12 protein-coding genes, 1 tRNA gene and 1 pseudogene are annotated in these 15,399 nt (G+C 65.3%); 6 read left to right on the forward strand and 8 right to left on the reverse strand.

The annotated features are described in order from the left end of the window. Positions 1–54: 54 nt before the first annotated feature. From PSET11_RS08465 to PSET11_RS08480, 4 genes and pseudogenes are all read left to right on the forward strand, one after another. The gene (locus tag PSET11_RS08465) at positions 55–1,326 is read left to right on the forward strand and encodes a sensor histidine kinase (RefSeq protein WP_124091668.1); all 1,272 of its coding nucleotides are present in this window, start codon (positions 55–57) and stop codon (positions 1,324–1,326) included. Next, positions 1,323–1,980: pseudogene (locus PSET11_RS08470) on the forward strand (response regulator). The gene PSET11_RS08465 and the pseudogene PSET11_RS08470 overlap by 4 nt, the downstream one beginning before the upstream one ends. A 25-nt stretch (positions 1,981–2,005) precedes the next feature. Then, a complete protein-coding gene (locus tag PSET11_RS08475; RefSeq protein WP_124091669.1) occupies positions 2,006–2,938 on the forward strand; it encodes a hypothetical protein in 933 nt (310 codons plus the stop codon). A 38-nt stretch (positions 2,939–2,976) separates the two neighbouring features. After that, positions 2,977–3,156, forward strand: a complete 180-nt coding sequence (locus tag PSET11_RS08480) for a hypothetical protein (protein WP_124091670.1) — start codon at positions 2,977–2,979, stop codon at positions 3,154–3,156. 138 nt (positions 3,157–3,294) lie between these two features. Here the strand turns inward: PSET11_RS08480 and PSET11_RS08485 are convergent, their stop codons facing one another. From PSET11_RS08485 to PSET11_RS08520, 8 genes are all read right to left on the reverse strand, one after another. Then, positions 3,295–4,140, reverse strand: a complete 846-nt coding sequence (locus PSET11_RS08485) for an aldo/keto reductase (protein WP_124091671.1) — start codon at positions 4,138–4,140, stop codon at positions 3,295–3,297. Between the two features lie 53 nt (positions 4,141–4,193). Next, a complete protein-coding gene (locus PSET11_RS08490) occupies positions 4,194–4,670 on the reverse strand; it encodes a hypothetical protein (protein ID WP_124091672.1) in 477 nt (158 codons plus the stop codon). A gap of 7 nt (positions 4,671–4,677) precedes the next feature. After that, the gene (locus tag PSET11_RS08495) at positions 4,678–5,313 is read right to left on the reverse strand and encodes a bacterial proteasome activator family protein (protein WP_124091673.1); all 636 of its coding nucleotides are present in this window, start codon (positions 5,311–5,313) and stop codon (positions 4,678–4,680) included. Between the two features lie 246 nt (positions 5,314–5,559). After that, positions 5,560–5,763, reverse strand: a complete 204-nt coding sequence (locus PSET11_RS08500; protein WP_124091674.1) for a YbdD/YjiX family protein — start codon at positions 5,761–5,763, stop codon at positions 5,560–5,562. Then, positions 5,763–8,063, reverse strand: a complete 2,301-nt coding sequence (locus tag PSET11_RS08505) for a carbon starvation CstA family protein (protein WP_124091675.1) — start codon at positions 8,061–8,063, stop codon at positions 5,763–5,765. Before PSET11_RS08505 ends, PSET11_RS08500 begins: the two co-directional genes overlap by 1 nt. Positions 8,064–8,268: 205 nt before the next feature. Continuing rightward, on the reverse strand, positions 8,269–8,553 hold the full coding sequence (locus PSET11_RS08510) for a DUF1540 domain-containing protein (RefSeq protein ID WP_124091676.1): 285 nt from the start codon (positions 8,551–8,553) through the stop codon (positions 8,269–8,271). A gap of 163 nt (positions 8,554–8,716) precedes the next feature. After that, positions 8,717–9,259, reverse strand: a complete 543-nt coding sequence (locus PSET11_RS08515; protein ID WP_124091677.1) for a PadR family transcriptional regulator — start codon at positions 9,257–9,259, stop codon at positions 8,717–8,719. A 112-nt stretch (positions 9,260–9,371) separates the two neighbouring features. After that, a complete protein-coding gene (locus tag PSET11_RS08520; protein ID WP_124091678.1) occupies positions 9,372–10,355 on the reverse strand; it encodes an NAD(P)H-quinone oxidoreductase in 984 nt (327 codons plus the stop codon). A 106-nt stretch (positions 10,356–10,461) separates the two neighbouring features. Here PSET11_RS08520 and PSET11_RS08525 point away from each other — a divergent pair. Then, positions 10,462–10,549: transfer RNA gene (locus PSET11_RS08525), tRNA-Ser, on the forward strand. 282 nt (positions 10,550–10,831) lie between these two features. Then, the gene (locus tag PSET11_RS08530) at positions 10,832–15,364 is read left to right on the forward strand and encodes an ExeM/NucH family extracellular endonuclease (RefSeq protein ID WP_124091679.1); all 4,533 of its coding nucleotides are present in this window, start codon (positions 10,832–10,834) and stop codon (positions 15,362–15,364) included. The last annotated feature ends 35 nt before the right edge of the window (positions 15,365–15,399 follow it).

A 15,399-nucleotide genomic window follows, 5' to 3' on the forward strand; every position in this document is an offset into this window, starting at 1 on the left:
CGACTCAACCATTCGGTTGATCCCGCCGGCCTCTGCGCCGAATAAGCTGGGAGAATGCCTGCCAACCAACCCGCCGCGCCCACTGCGGCCATCCTGCGGGTTCTCCGGTTGACGCTGCATATTGGTTTTGCGATTCTCTTGGCGGTTGCTGTGGTGCGGCTGCTCATGGGTGCCGCGGACGGGGCAGCGCGGGTGCTGCTCACCGGCCTGGCGCTGCTGCTCGCCACCATCTACGTGGCCGGGACCGCACTGGAGAAGCGGTTCGCCGTGAACCATGCGGGCTTCGACCCGCGCCGCTTCGGGTTGCCTTGGTTGGGCCTGGTGACAGTGCTGTGGGCGATCCTGCTTGCCGCCAGCGCCGATTTTGCCTGGCTGGCGTTTCCGCTCTTCTTCCTGCATCTTCACCTGCTCTCCCGGCGCGTGGCCCTGATCACCATCACGCTCATGACGGCTGCTGTGGTGGGCGCGCAGTGGTTGGCCAGTGGGCTGGCGGTCCCGCACGCCGCGGTGATCATTGGTCCGGTGCTCGGCGCCGCTTTTTCCGTGGTGACCGGCCTGGCCTACCGCGCCCTGTACGTCGAGGCCGAGAACCAGCGGCTGGCGGCCGATGAACTCCGGAGGACCCGGGCAGAGTTGGCCGCAGCCCAGCACAACACCGGGGTGCTCGCCGAACGCAGCCGGCTAGCCCGCGAAATCCACGACACCCTGGCCCAGGGGCTTTCCAGCATCGTCCTCATGTCCCGCGCCGCTACCAAGTCGCTGCAGACTGATGATGTGGCCACCGCAAGCGCCCGCCTCGAGATCGTCCAACAAACCGCGGCCAGCAACCTCGCGGAGGCGCGCAATTTCGTCCGCGGACTCTCGGCACCGCAGCTGCAGGACGCCTCGTTGGCGGACAGCCTTCGCAGGCTGTGCGTGGAGACGGAGTCCACCGCGGCCGCACAGGGCGTGTCCCTGCGATGCCGCTTTGAGCTCGACGGGCCGCCAGCCGACCTGCCGCAGCCACACGCCGTCACCCTCCTGCGGGCAGCGCAGGCCAGCCTCGCCAACGTCGCGGCCCACGCCCACGCAACCAACGCCGTGGTCACGCTCGCGTTTCTCGGCACGGAGGTCACCCTGGATATTTACGACGACGGAATCGGCTTCGATCCCACAACCGCACCTGCCGCGGCGGTCGCGGCGGCCGGTGGGCGCGGCTTCGGCATCGGATCCCTGCGCGAGCGTGTGGGCATCCTGGAGGGCACGCTGACGGTGGAGTCGGCACCTGGGGAAGGCACCGTAGTCGGGATCCGCCTGCCGCTACTTTCGGGCCAGAGTCCCGCATGAACACGATCAGCGTGCTCCTGGTGGATGACCATCCCGTGGTTCGGGCCGGGCTACGGGCCATGTTGGCGGACTTCGAGGGTATAGCCGTGGTGGCGGAGGCTGCCGACGGCGAGGCTGCGCTCCGGGAGCTGGGGCGGCTGCAGGCCTTGGGCGATCCCGTGGACCTGGTGCTGATGGACTTGCAGATGGGCGCCGGGATGGATGGGGTCACCGCCACCCGGCGCATCAAACTGTTGGCAGCGGCACCGCCCGTCCTCATCCTCACCACCTACGACACCGACGCCGACATTCTGGCGGCGGTGGAAGCCGGAGCCAGCGGCTACATGCTCAAGGACGCGCCGCCGGAACAGATCCGGCAGGCGGTGCTGGCCGCCGCGGCAGGCCAGAGCGCTGGCGCCCAAGGTGGCAGCACTGCTGATGGACCGGATCAGCAATCCCACCATTGCGCTGACCCGGCGCGAAGTGGAGTTGCTGGAGCTGCTGGCCACGGGCCTGTCCAACCGCGCCATTGCCCAACAGGTCTTCATCTCCGAGGCCACCGTCAAGACGCACCTGGTCCATATCTACGGCAAGCTTGGGGTGGACAACCGGACGGCCGCGATCGCCGAGGCGGTGCGGCGCCGCATCATCCGCTCCCCTGGCCAGCAAGCCTGACATCGCCGCGGCCTATGATGGCGGGATGGACGAGGACGCGCTGGCCCACATCGCCGCAGACCTGTATGCCGCCCCGTTCGACGAATTCGTCACCGCCCGAGCCGCTGCAGGCAAGCAGGCCGGCAGCACTGACAAGGCCTTGGGTGCCGCCGTCCGCAAACTGCCCAAGCCCTCGGTGGCCGCCTGGGTCTTGAACCTGCTGGCAGTCCATGGCCAGGAGACGCTCGCGGGCCTCAGCGACTTGGGCGATCGCATGCAGGCCGCCCAGAAAGACCTTGACTCGGCTGCCCTGCGCGAGCTGGGCCGGGAGCGTCGCACTCTCCTGGCTGCCGCCGTCGTCACCGCCCGGGATCTCGCCGCGCTGCACGGCCGGCCTGTCAGCGGTACCATCGCCACGCATGTCGAGGAGTCGTTGCGGGCACTCACCGCCGATCCGGGTGCCGCGGCCGCCATCCGCAGCGGACTGTTGTTGAAGGCGGTGTCAGCCGATGGGGTGAACCCCGTGGACCTCACGGATGCGGTGGCCATTCCGGGCACCGGTCCTGCTTCGCCGCCTGAGCCGGGTACGATGGCGGCACCATCTGCCGCTTCTGCTGCAACTAAGCCGCGGCTTGAGGCAGTCCGGGAGACACCGCGGCCGGCCTCGCCGTCGGCTCTGGAAAAGGCCGAGGCGGCCCTCGCCGTGGCGCAGGAAGACGAGGCTCGTGCTGGTGAGAGCGCCAGCGAACTGCAGTCGCGGGCGGAACAGGCCACGGCTTCGTTGGCCTCATTGGAGGTTGATGTGGTTCGGCTCCGAGCTGACCTCAAGGCTGCCGAGGAGCGCCTGGTCAATGATCGCAAGTCCTTGGCTGGCACCGTTGCCGCGGCGAATCAGTCGCAGCGGGTGGCGGCCAAGGCTGCCCGCGCTGCAGTGTTGGCCCAGGAAAGAGTCCTCCGGCTGGGCAACACGCGGGACTGATTCCAGGGAATGTCAGACCCCGGTTGCAGACTGGATTCATGGAAACGCAAACAGTTCAGGAATTTCACGTGACGTACTTTGATGGCCGTCTGGTCCGGACCGAAACGTTTGACGATCAGGCGTCCGCCCAGCGCTTCGCCAACGCCCGCTGTGCCAGCGAAGACGACTGGGCCGTTGTAGACGCTGTTGAGGTGGCGCGCGTCCGCATCGCCGCCTGAGCTTCTTGCGCGTACCGCCCTGCACAACGAGCTCCCCCGTCACTGTGCACGGGCAGTCCCTGCACACTGGACCCCACCCTCGCAACGCAGAGTGGGCCCCCTAGAGGGAGCCCACTCGGTGAATCGGTGCGTGGGTGGTTAGGCGAAGTCGGAGACTGCCGGGTCAGCGCCGATGCGACCTTCGCCGGAAGCGGACCGGTCAAGACCGTTGATGGCCGCAATGTCCTGGTCATCAAGCGTCACCTCGAGGGCGCCAAAGTTTTCCTTGATGCGCGATTCGGTAACGGACTTGGGAATGACCACGTTGCCAATGGCGAGGTGCCAGGCAATAACAACCTGCGCCGGCGTTGCCTGGTGCTTGGCGGCAATGCCTGCCACCACCGAATCCTTGAGCAGCTCGCCGCCCTGGCCCAGCGGCGACCATGCCTGGGTCAAGATGCCGTTGGCTGCGCCAAACTCACGCAGTCCCTGCTGGCTGAAGTATGGGTGGAGCTCGATCTGGTGGATGGCCGGAACCACACCGGTCTCGTCGATAAGGCGCTGCAGGCCCTCGACCGTGAAGTTGGAAACGCCAATGGACGTGACCCGACCGCGCTTCTGCAGCTCAATCAGGGCCTTCCAGGTGTCCACGAACTTTTCCTGCTTAGGCTGCATCCAGTGGATGAGGTAGAGGTCCAGGGTTTCAAGGCCCAATCGCTCCATGGATTCCTCGAACGCAGCGAGCGTGGACTCGTAACCCTGATCAGCGTTCCAGAGCTTGGTGGTGATGAACAGCTGCTCCGGCGAGAGGCCAGCGGCGGCAATAGCGCGGCCCACGCCAGCCTCATTGCCGTAGATCTTTGCTGTATCGATGTGGCGGAAGCCAGCGTCGAACGCCTGGCCCACTACCTTCTCGGCGACGTCATCTTCTACCTGCCATACGCCGTAGCCGAGCTGGGGGATGGTGTTTCCGTCGTTGAACGTCAAAGTTGGTGTAAGAGTCATAATCCCCATCCTGCCAAACGCAGGAGCCCGCGTACCGCCGGTATGCCACACGCTTAACCGGGAATAACCTGGTCCCCTGCGGATTGGCCGGCCTCGCTGAGGTACCTCTCGGCGTCGTCCACCTGTTCATAGACCGATTCTGCGCGGCGCCTGACCGACGCGGCGCCCACGGGAACAGGGCCAACGGCCAGCCGGAGCATGGCAGCGGCCTCAGCGGTGGTGGCCAGTGAGTTTCCCGCTTTGGACAGTGAGCGGTGTACGCCTGCGAGCGCTACGGGAATGTCCAGGCCTTCGCTGGGCGAACGTCGCTGCGCCTCCACGCAGACCGCCCTGACCCGGTCGAGAAGGTCAGCAAGTCCGTTGGCCACGTCCACCAACTCCGCGTAGAGCTGATCGTCTTCGACGCCCTCAAGGACCTGGTGGAAGCGGTCAAGTCCACGGTGGAAGCGATCGTGGGCGCGCCGCCACAGGCCTTTGCCGAGCTCCGCATCGTCCTTGCGCCCCTGCCTGGCGGCGCCAAAAAAGCCCAAGTGCGGCCTACAGGTACTGTCCGGGACCGTGGTCCGGATCGTTGGCCGGCGCCGTAGTACCGGGGTGGACGGGAGCGCCGGCGTCGGCGGTCATGGGGGCTCGTTGCGGTTCGCCGTTCTCGCCGATCACCACGCCCGGTGCAATCACCGTTCCGGGCGGCAGTTGGCGGAGCTTGAACTGGGACGCAGTCTGATCTTGGGCCGCGTGTTGGGCTGCGATGGTTGTTTGGATGCCGTGGAAGAGCCCCTCAAGCCAGCCCACCAATTGGGCTTGCGCAATGCGCAATTCGGCATCGGAGGGTGTGCTGGCATCAGCGAACGGCAACCTGATCCGGTCCAGTTCAGCCACCAGCTCGGGAGCCAGGCCGTCTTCGAGTTCCTTGATGGACCGGGCATGGATCTCGGCCAGTCGAGCGCGTGCCGCCTCATCCAGGGGTGCTGATTTCACTTCTTCGAGGAGTTGGCGAATCATGGTGCCGATCCGCATCACCTTGGCTGGCTGGTCCACCAGGTCCTGAAGGTGCCCGCCCTTTGGCTTGGCGTTTGCTGCCGGTTCGTCGGATTCCTGCGTGGGAGCAGCGTCATCAATGGTGGTGCCCTCGACCGGGTGGTCCTCGGCTGACGGCGGGTTTGGATCGCTCATGCGTTCATACTCTCACGAGCGATCCGTCCGCCAGCCCACCCATGACTCCGGCTGACACCCTCCGCTGAAAATCCTCACCTTCGAACCACGACGGCGGCGCGGCGTGCAGAAATACCGGCGCGCCGCCGTCGTTGGCCAGCAAAGGTGGGGAGACTCAGCGGGGGGGCAGGGCAGCTAGGGAGACTCAGCGAGGGGCAGGGCAAGCTAGGGAGACTCAGATGGGAGACTCAGCGAGGGGCAGGGCAGCTAACAGCACCGGCCCTGCGGATTGGTGTCTTGGCGATCCGTGCGGTCGCGCCAGAACTCGCGTTCGGTCAGGGGTGCCCCAGCATGGCCCAGGGCTGCGTGGTGCTCCAGGTACTTGCTGTATGCGTCGGCGCCCATGACGCTGCCCAGATAGCGGGCAACGCCACGGACGCCGTTGGCCACAAGAGCCACGGAGGTGTTCATCAGTGGTGACCTGCCCGTTCAAAACGCTGGCTGGCCGGAACCTTGTCCCACTCCGCCATCAATTCCTTCTCGGCAGCGGTGGGGAACAGTCCCGCGGGGGCAAACACCTTGGACGGGATGGCTGGGTCCTCTGTGCTGGGCACGTCCGCGGCGTTGGCCCGGTTGGTGAACGCTTTGTACGTTGCCCACAGCGCGGTGGCGATCACAATGATGCTCAGCACCACGAAGATCACGGAGAGCCAACCCTGGATTCCGGTGTTACGTACCACCGCTTCCATGGCCGCCACGCTCTTGGCCGCACCAAACTCAGTCTTTCCGTCCGCGAGCGCCTTGCTGAAGGCTGCGTTGTTGGCGAAGTAGCCAACGGCCGGCGTGGACGAGAAAATCTTCTGGAAGCTTGCCGTGATGGTCACGACCGCCACGAACGCCAATGGCAAGGCCACAATCCACAGGTACTTGAATGAGCCCTTCTTCGCCACAATGGTGAGGCAGACCGAGAGCGCAATGGCTGCCAGGAGTTGGTTGGCGATACCGAAGAGCGGGAAGAACGTGTTGATGCCGCCCAGGGGATCCGTGACACCCAACAGGAGCACCGCCCCCCAGGCTCCCACCATCACGGCTGTGCAGAGCCACGCTCCTGGCCGCCACGAGGCTTCCTTGAATTTGGGGACGAAGTTGCCGATCGAGTCCTGCAACATGAATCGCGCTACCCGGGTGCCGGCGTCGACCGCCGTCAGGATGAAGAGCGCTTCAAACATGATGGCGAAGTGGTACCAGAAAGCCATCATGGCTGAGCCGCCGATGAACTGTTGCATGATGTGCGCGAGTCCAACCGCGAGGGTGGGGGCGCCGCCGGTGCGGGAGACAATGCTTTCCTCCCCCACGTCCTTGGCGGTCTGCGCCAGCATGTCCGGGCTGATGTTGACCCCGGAGAGGCCCAGGCTGTTGACCCAGGTGGCGGCTGTTTCGACGGTGCCGCCCGTCAGCGCGACGGGCGCGTTCATGGCGAAGTACAGGCCCCGGTCAATGGAGATCGCGGCGACCAGCGCCATGATGGCAACGAACGACTCCATCAACATGCCGCCGTAGCCGATAAAGCGGGTCTGCCGCTCCTTCTCCACGAGTTTCGGGGTGGTGCCGGAGGCGATCAACGCATGGAAGCCGGACAGTGCTCCGCAGGCGATGGTGACGAACAGGAACGGGAACAAGGCGCCAGCAAACACTGGGCCGTTGTCGCGGCTGGCGAACTCGCTGAACGCGGGGACCGTAATTTCGGGCCGCACCACCACGATTGCCAAGGCGAGCATGACGATCACGCCGATTTTCATGAAGGTGGACAGGTAGTCCCGTGGTGCCAGGAGCAGCCACACCGGCAGGATCGCCGCGATGAAACCGTAGACGATCAGCCCCCACGCGATGGTCACCTTGTCGAGGGAGAATATCTCGGCACCCCAGGCGGTTTCCGCGACAATCCCGCCGCCGATGATGGCAGCCATCAGCAGCACGAAGCCGATGATGGACACTTCCATGATCTTGCCGGGCCGCAAGTAGCGCAGGTAGACGCCCATGAACAGGGCGATGGGGATGGTCATGCCCACCGAGAAGACGCCCCACGGGCTCTCACCCAGGGCGTTGACGACGACGAGCGCCAGGATAGCCACGATGATGACCATGATCAGGAGCGTGGCGATCAGGGCAGCGGTGCCGCCGATCAAGCCGAGTTCCTCACGGGCCATCTGGCCGAGCGAGCGGCCGCCGCGACGCATGGAGAAGAACATCACCAGGTAGTCCTGGACGGCGCCGGCGAGGACGACGCCGAGGATGATCCAGATGGTGCCGGGCAGGTAGCCCATCTGGGCTGCGATGATGGGACCCACCAAGGGGCCAGCGCCGGCGATGGCGGCGAAGTGGTGCCCGAAGAGGACGTTCCTGTCGGTGCGGACGTAGTCCTTGCCGTCGCTCTTGTACTCGGCAGGAGTGGCCCGGCGGTCATCGGGCTTGGTCAAAAACCGTTCGATCACCTTGGAGTAGAACCGGTAGCCGATGAGGTAGGTACACACAGCGGCGAACACGAACCAGATGGCGTTGACGGTTTCGCCGCGAATAATCGCCAACATGAACCAGGCGACGCCGCCCAGCAGGGCAATGGCAACCCAGAGCGCGATTTTCGCCGGGGTCCATTTCTTGTCGGCGGCTTCCAGGACGGCTTCGTCCACGGCAGCGGCGGGCAGCGTGGGATCCGTGGCCACCCCGCCCTCCCCCGGTGACGGTCTTCCCGATCGATCAGGTGTTGCGGCCATGTCTCCTCCTTGAGATAGTGCGGTGCGACTCAGAGGCACCCTACCAACGCCCGCACCTCAATCGACGGAAATCCGAGGGCACCCCATGGGGGCTGCGGCGAACGGTGGGTAGCGGGCGGCGAACGACGGCGGGATGTCGCCGAACGTGCGCAGGGCCCCCGGCCGGAGTCCGGTCGGAGGCCCTGCGCCAGGCGGCTGGTTCGGCTCAGGCGTGCGTGTAGGTGAGGCAGTCGGCGTTGTCTGCGCCGGGGCCTACATGCACGGCGGGGGCCTTGCACTGCAAGTGGTCATTGTGGACGCACTCGGAGCGCTGGCAGGCACCAACATCTGCGAGGACCTTGGAGAGTCCTCCGTTGGTGCCGGTATCGATGAACGTGGCGCAGGCGGCGTGGTCCTCCGCTCCGCCTACCGTGATGGCGTGCGCGGTGCAGCCCTCATGATCGTTGAACGAGCAACGGGTGACACTGCAGTCGGCAACTTGCGTTGTCATGAGCTTCCTCCGTAGGTTCCACCGCCAGGAAAAGACGGCTCGTACGTCCACGCTAGGCCTGTTGGCGGCGATCAAAAAGACCCAATCGTGTGACCTATTCCGGGGCGCCTACCTGGCGGCCACTTCGCTGAGCGGCGGGGCCGTTAGCGCGCGCCGACGCGGCCTAGTTCGGGATCGACGCCTGCGTCTGCTGCACCATCCGGGCCTCGCAAAGGTCAAGCCACCGGACCTCCGCCTCGGTCTGGAAGATCAGGGAATCCAGCACCAGGAGCCAGGCCGTATCGCCGGCTCTTTGGCTGGCCGTGGCATCACGACGTGCGCGGGTGTACTCCTGCAGTGCGCGGATGGAAGCTACCCGTTGAGCCTGAATAGTGGCCGGTACATCAACGCCCGGCAAGGTCACGGCCAGGGCCAATTTGATGGCCAGCTCGTTGCGCGGCGGGTTATCTCGGGGAACGGGAGCGGAAAACCAGCCCCGGACTTCAGCAGCCCCAGCGGCAGTGATGCTGTAGATGACGTGGCCAGCGCCGTCGTCGCCGTCCTTGACCACCAGCCCATCCCGTTCGAGGCGGTCCAACGTTGTGTAGACCTGCCCGATATTGAGCGGCCATGTGGCGCCGGTGCGGTGTTGGAACTCGACCCGGAGCTGGTACCCGTAGCGGGGCTGGTCCTGCAGCAGGGCCAGGAGACTATGACGGATGGACATGGCGTTCCTCCTGTCGGGCTACGGCCGGTATGCACAGGCCCCCAAGACCTGTGCATACGGCGTATGTCACTCAGCATACGCCGTATGCCACTCGGATAGCAATACCGAGTATTTAGAGGAGCAGCAGGACCTTTCCCACGTGGTCCCCGGAATCAAAGTATTCGTGCGCTGCACGGACTTGCTCCAACGGGAAGGAGCGAGCCACCAAAGGACGGATCCGGCCGTCACTAACCAGCGGCCACACCGCATCCCGGACAGCCGACATAATGGCACCCTTCTCCGCCACCGGCCGGGGCCGCAGCGCCGTGCCGATCACGGCGGCGCGCTTGGCGAGCAGCATGCCCAGGTTCAGTTCACCCGTGGCGCCGCCCTGCAGCCCAATGACCACCAAGCGGCCATAGTCGGCGAGCGCCTCGACGTTTTGCCGCAGGTACTTGGCGCCCACGACGTCGAGGATCACGTCCGCGCCCCGTCCACCGTTCTGCTGGCGGAGGCTTTCCGCAAAATCCTCTTCGGCGTAGTTGATGGCGATGTCCGCGCCAAGGAAGGCCGTGGCGGTGCTGACCTTTTCGTCGGTGCCCGCAGTGGTGGCGACCTTCGCGCCGAACGCCTTGGCCAGTTGGATGGCAAACGTGCCGATGCCGCCGGTGGCGCCGTGGATCAGGACCGTTTCGCCGGCCTGGAGCTGCGCCGTCATGATCAGGTTGGAGTAGACAGTGGCGGCCACCTCCGGCAACGACGCGGCAGTGATCAAGTCCACACCATCGGGTACGCGAAGCACCTGCTCCGCTGCAACAACCACCTGCTGGGCGTAACCTCCGCCGGAGAGCAGTGCCACCACCTTGTCGCCGAGGGAGAACGGCTTGGTAACGCCGGGACCAAAACCGGCGATACGGCCAGATACTTCGAGCCCAGGAATGTCGGAGGCGCCCGGCGGCGGCGGGTAAAAACCGCGCCGTTGCTGGACATCTGCCCGGTTCAGGCCGGCAGCAACCACGTCGATGAGGACCTCACCCACACCAGGTACAGGTGCGGCGACGTCGCGGACTTCCAACACCTCCGGGCCTCCCGGCTCCGATATAAAGACCGCTTTCATGGACCTCTCCCATTCCTACTGAATACTGCGCCGCCACCAGTTTGCCCGGGTTTGTTCCGAGTCCTGTTTTGTTGCAGGCAAGCGCCTATGAAACACTACTCGTTGAGGAAGGTTGTCCGAGCGGCCGAAGGAGCTAGTCTTGAAAACTAGTGTGCGGTAACCCCGTACCAAGAGTTCGAATCTCTTACCTTCCGCGTTGAGACCCCGGTCCGCCAGTTCTGCTGGCGGGCCGGGGTTTTTCGCGTCCTGGCCCAAATGGCCCGCCTTTTCCAGGGCGGGGGGTTGCTACCCACGGGTAGTCTTTTGTGATGTCTGGCATACCCTCCGTGCATGCGCCATCAACATTGCGTTCATGTAGGGCTGTTGTGATGGCCCAGGCTGCGACCAAGGGGGACGCAGCACTGCCACCACGCCTGGCGGCAATCCCATTTTCCGTAGCGTCCCCACAGGGGCAAAACCATTGAAAGTCGGAGCACATGCATCACTCAACCTGGAAATTAGCGCTGGGGACAGCCCTGTCAGCGGGGCTCGTCATAGCTCCCCTGACAGCGCTGCCCGCCGTCGCTGTCGACGCCGCACCCGCGGCCGCAGGCTCCTCACCTGTCACCATCAACGAGGCTTATCTGAGCGGAGGCAGCGCGGGGGCGGCGTTCAAAAACAAGTTCGTTGAGCTCTACAACTCCTCAGACGCCGCCGTGTCACTCAACGGCTGGTCGCTGCAGTACCGCGCAGCCGGATCCACCGGCAACCCCAGCGGCGTCGCGGCACTGACAGGCAGCATCCCGGCCAAAGGCCACTACCTGATCCAGGGCGGCAGCAACGGTGCCAATGGCGCTACCTTGCCCGTCGCCGATCTGGTGGCTGGTGGCATCAACCCCTCGGGCGGCGCTGGGACACTGATCCTCGCCAAGCAGGCCGGTGCGCTCGCCGTCCCCGCCGGCAGCCAAGTGGAACCCGCCAACGTGGCGGACATCCTGGGCTACGGGACCTCCAACACCTTTGAGACGGCGCCCGCAACGGCCCCGACAGGAAACACCGATGTCCGGTCCTTGAACAGAACCAACGGCGTGGACACCAACAACAACGCCGCGGACTTCACCCTCAACGCCAGCATCACCCCCACCCCGGCCGGCGGCACCACACCTGACCCGGATCCAGATCCCGAGCCGAACCCCACGGCCAAGACCATTGCCGAGATCCAGGGCACCGGAACGGACAGCCCCCTGGTGGGCAGCACCGTCACCACCAAGGGCAAGGTCACTGCGGTCTTCCCCACCGGCGGACTGGACGGCTACTACATCCAGACCCCCGGCACCGGCGGCGACCTCACCGCGGCCAACCACTCGGCGTCGGACGGGATCTTCGTCTACTCCCCCACCACCGCCGCATCGGTCCAGGCGGGCGACTACGTGCAGGTCACCGGCGCCGTGTCCGAGTACTTCGGCCTGACGCAGCTGACAGTAGGCGCAGCCTCCGGGCTGACCAAGCTCACCGAGGCCGCCCCCGAGGTGAAGGCCACCACCTTCACCCTGCCGGCCAGCGAAACCTTCCGCGAATCCCTCGAAGGCATGCTGCTCACGCCGCAGGGCCCGCTGACGGTGACGGATAACTACTCCCTGAACCAGTACGGCGAAATTGGCCTCGCCGGCGGCACCACGCCGCTGGTCCAGCCCACCGCCGTCGCGCCTTTCGGCTCGGCTGAGTACACCGCAGCGGTTGCCGATAACGCTGCACGCGGTATCAAGCTCGACGACGGCGCCACCACCAACTTCCTCAAGGACGCCAGTACCAAGGCCGAGGTCCTCCCCTACCTGACCACGGCAGACCCCGTCCGGGTGGGCTCGCCGGCGACCTTCACCACCAACGTGGTGTTGGGCTACGGCAACAACGCCTGGAAGTTCCAACCGTTGACGCACCTGACCGCAGCCAACAAGGGAACGGTCCAGCCGGCGTCGTTCGGGGCAACCCGCACCGAAGCACCCCAGGCGGTGGGCGGCAACGTCAAAATTGCTTCCTTCAACGTGCTGAACTACTTCCCCACCACCGGGGACACGCTGGCCGGCTGCACCTTCTACGATGACCGCGCGGGCAACCCCATCACGGTTCGTGGCGGCTGCAACGCCCGCGGCGCAGCCAACGCGGCTAACTTCGAACGCCAGCAGGCCAAGATCGTCGCCGCCATCACCAAGGCCGGCGCCGACGTTGTCACCCTGATGGAAATCGAAAACTCCGCCCAGTTCGGCAAGAACCGCGATGACGCCCTCGCCAAGCTGGTGGAAGCACTCAACATCGAGACCCCGGGTGTGTGGGACTACGTCCGCACTCCCGCCAACGCTCCCCCGCTGTCCGATGAAGACATGATCCGCACGGCCTTCATCTTCAAGAAAGCAGTTGTGGAGACGGTGGGCGAGTCCATCATCCACAACGACACCACCGCCTTCGCCTCGGCCCGCAAGCCGCTTGCCCAGGTCTTCAAGCCCGTAGGCGGTGGCGCCGGCACCGAGTTCATCGCCATCGCCAACCACTTCAAGTCCAAGGGTTCCGCAGCAACCCCGGATGACACGGACAAAGGCCAGGGCGCATCAAACCTGGCCCGCACCGCCCAGGCCAAGTCTCTTCTGACCTTCACCGAAGGCCTGCAGGCAACCAAGGGCACCGACAAGGTCTTCCTGATCGGCGACTTCAACTCCTACGGCCACGAAGACCCCATCAATGTCTTCACCACCGCCGGCTACGTCAACCAGGACGAGAAGGCCCGCAAAGCAGACGGTTCCGCCAAGCACTCCTACCTCTTCGGTGGTTTGGTGGGCTCACTGGACCACATCATCGCCTCCCCCGCAGCCAACGCTGTGGTGTCCGGCGCAGATATCTGGAACATCAACTCGGTGGAGTCCGTGGCGCTGGAATACAGCCGCTACAACAACAACGTCACCGACTACTACGCCGCAAACCAGTTCCGCGCCAGCGACCACGATCCCGTGGTGGTAGGCCTGAACCTGCAGTCCACTCCTGCCAGCGTTGACCTGAACTTCCTGGGTATCAACGATTTCCACGGCCGGATCGACACCAACACCGTCCAGTTCGCTGGCACCATCGAGAAGCTCCGGGCTGCTGCAGCGCCGGGCGCCACGGCGTTCCTGTCCGCTGGCGACAACATTGGCGCGTCGCTGTTCGCGTCCTCCGTGGCCAAGGACCAGCCCACCATCGATGTGCTGAACACCCTTGAACTGAAGGCATCGGCAGTGGGCAACCACGAGTTCGACGGCGGTTGGGCGGACCTGAGGGACCGCGTCATCGCTGGCAGGGCCAACGCCAAGTTCCCGTACCTGGGTGCCAACGTCTACACCAAGGGAACCACCACCCCGGTCCTGCCGGAGTACACGGTCCTGGACATGAACGGCATCAAGGTCGCCGTGATCGGCACCGTCACCCAGGAAGTCCCGTCACTGGTCACCCCGGGCGGCATCACCGACCTCGAGTTCGGTGACCCCGTCACCGCTATCAACCGGGTGGCCGCGAAGATCACGGCCGAGAAGCTGGCCGACGTCATCATCGTGGAGAATCACGACGGCGCCGGCTCGGGTACTCCGGATGGCGCCACCCTGGAGCAGGAAGTCGCCGCCGGCGGCCCCTTCGCCAAGCTGGTCACCGAAACCTCCGCTGACGTGGACGCCATCTTCACGGGCCACACGCACAAGGAATACGCCTGGGACGCTCCCGTGCCAGGTGTGCAGGGCAAGACCCGCCCGATCGTCCAGACCGGTAACTACGGCGAGAACATCGGCCAGATCCAACTCACCGTGGACGCTGCCACCAAGTCCGTGACCGCGTACAAGGCTGGCAACGTCAAGCGGAGCACCGATCCTGCTGCCGACCTGATCGCTACCTACCCCCGCGTTGCGGCGGTGGATGCGATCGTCAAGAAGGCCCTGGCTGACGCGGCAGTGGTGGGCAACCAGCCCATTGGCTCGATCACCAAGGACATCACCACGGCGTTCACCCCGGACCCCGCCGGTGGTCCCGCCAAGCGCGATGATCGTGCCAGCGAGTCCACCCTGGGCAACCTGGTGGCGGACTCCCTGGTGGATACGCTGAAGTCCGCCGAGCTGGGTGGCGCCGAGATCGGCGTCGTCAATCCTGGCGGCCTGCGGAACGAGTTGTACTACGCACCGGACGGCACCATCACGTTCGCCGAGGCCAACGCGGTGTTGCCGTTCGTGAATAACCTGTGGACCACGTCGCTGACCGGCGCGCAGGTGAAGACGCTCCTGGAGCAGCAGTGGCAGACCAACCCGGATGGCACGGTTCCCAGCCGCGCCTACCAGCAGCTGGGCCTGTCGAAGAATGTGAACTACACCTACGACGCCGCCCGCGCCGCAGGTGACCGGATCACGTCCATCCGTGTCAACGGTGCCCTGATCGACCCGGCGAAGTCCTACCGGATCGGTACGTTCAACTTCCTGGCAACAGGCGGGGACAACTTCCGGGTGTTCAAGGATGGCACCAATACCAAGGACTCGGGCCTGGTGGACCGGGATGCCTGGATCAGCTACCTGAAGAAGAGCAGCCCCGTGGCACCGGACTTTGCCCGGCGGTCCGTGGCAGTGGTCAACACCACCGCTGCAGAGGTCAAGCCCGGCGAGCCGATGGCGCTGGCCATCTCCAAGCTGGACCTGACCTCGTTGGGCAGCCCTGCCAACAAGACCCTGGCGGCCGTCTTTACCGACGCCGCCGGTAAGGTCACGCAGCTGGGAACGGTTCCTGTCACGGCGGGCGCCGCCACGGTCAGCCTGCCGGTTCCGGCCGGGGCTGCTGCTGGTATCGGCACGCTGGTCCTTACCGCTGCCGAGTCCGGAACCGTGGTGAAGGCCGCGGTCAAGGTGGCAACGGTCAAGCCGCCGGCACCGGTGTGCAAGGCTCCGATCGCACCCACCAAGTGGTACGACGTGCTCGGCTGGATCCGCTACGGTATCGCCTGGATCCAGTACCAGGTGTGCTTGCGCGGCTAGCCAAGCCGCTGACGTACAACGCCCGTTCACTGAGG

This window comes from Arthrobacter ulcerisalmonis (assembly GCF_900609065.1).
Lineage (GTDB): Bacteria > Actinomycetota > Actinomycetes > Actinomycetales > Micrococcaceae > Arthrobacter > Arthrobacter ulcerisalmonis.

Coding starts and splice junctions, on each gene's coding strand:
- PSET11_RS08480 (WP_124091670.1), top strand. CDS start 2,977: ATGGAAACGCAAACAGTTCAGGAATTTCACGTGACGTACTTTGATGGC.
- PSET11_RS08505 (WP_124091675.1), bottom strand. CDS start 8,063: ATGGCCGCAACACCTGATCGATCGGGAAGACCGTCACCGGGGGAGGGC.
- PSET11_RS08485 (WP_124091671.1), bottom strand. CDS start 4,140: ATGACTCTTACACCAACTTTGACGTTCAACGACGGAAACACCATCCCC.
- PSET11_RS08500 (WP_124091674.1), bottom strand. CDS start 5,763: ATGAACACCTCCGTGGCTCTTGTGGCCAACGGCGTCCGTGGCGTTGCC.
- PSET11_RS08510 (WP_124091676.1), bottom strand. CDS start 8,553: ATGACAACGCAAGTTGCCGACTGCAGTGTCACCCGTTGCTCGTTCAAC.
- PSET11_RS08495 (WP_124091673.1), bottom strand. CDS start 5,313: ATGAGCGATCCAAACCCGCCGTCAGCCGAGGACCACCCGGTCGAGGGC.
- PSET11_RS08515 (WP_124091677.1), bottom strand. CDS start 9,259: ATGTCCATCCGTCATAGTCTCCTGGCCCTGCTGCAGGACCAGCCCCGC.
- PSET11_RS08465 (WP_124091668.1), top strand. CDS start 55: ATGCCTGCCAACCAACCCGCCGCGCCCACTGCGGCCATCCTGCGGGTT.
- PSET11_RS08520 (WP_124091678.1), bottom strand. CDS start 10,355: ATGAAAGCGGTCTTTATATCGGAGCCGGGAGGCCCGGAGGTGTTGGAA.
- PSET11_RS08530 (WP_124091679.1), top strand. CDS start 10,832: ATGCATCACTCAACCTGGAAATTAGCGCTGGGGACAGCCCTGTCAGCG.
- PSET11_RS08475 (WP_124091669.1), top strand. CDS start 2,006: ATGGACGAGGACGCGCTGGCCCACATCGCCGCAGACCTGTATGCCGCC.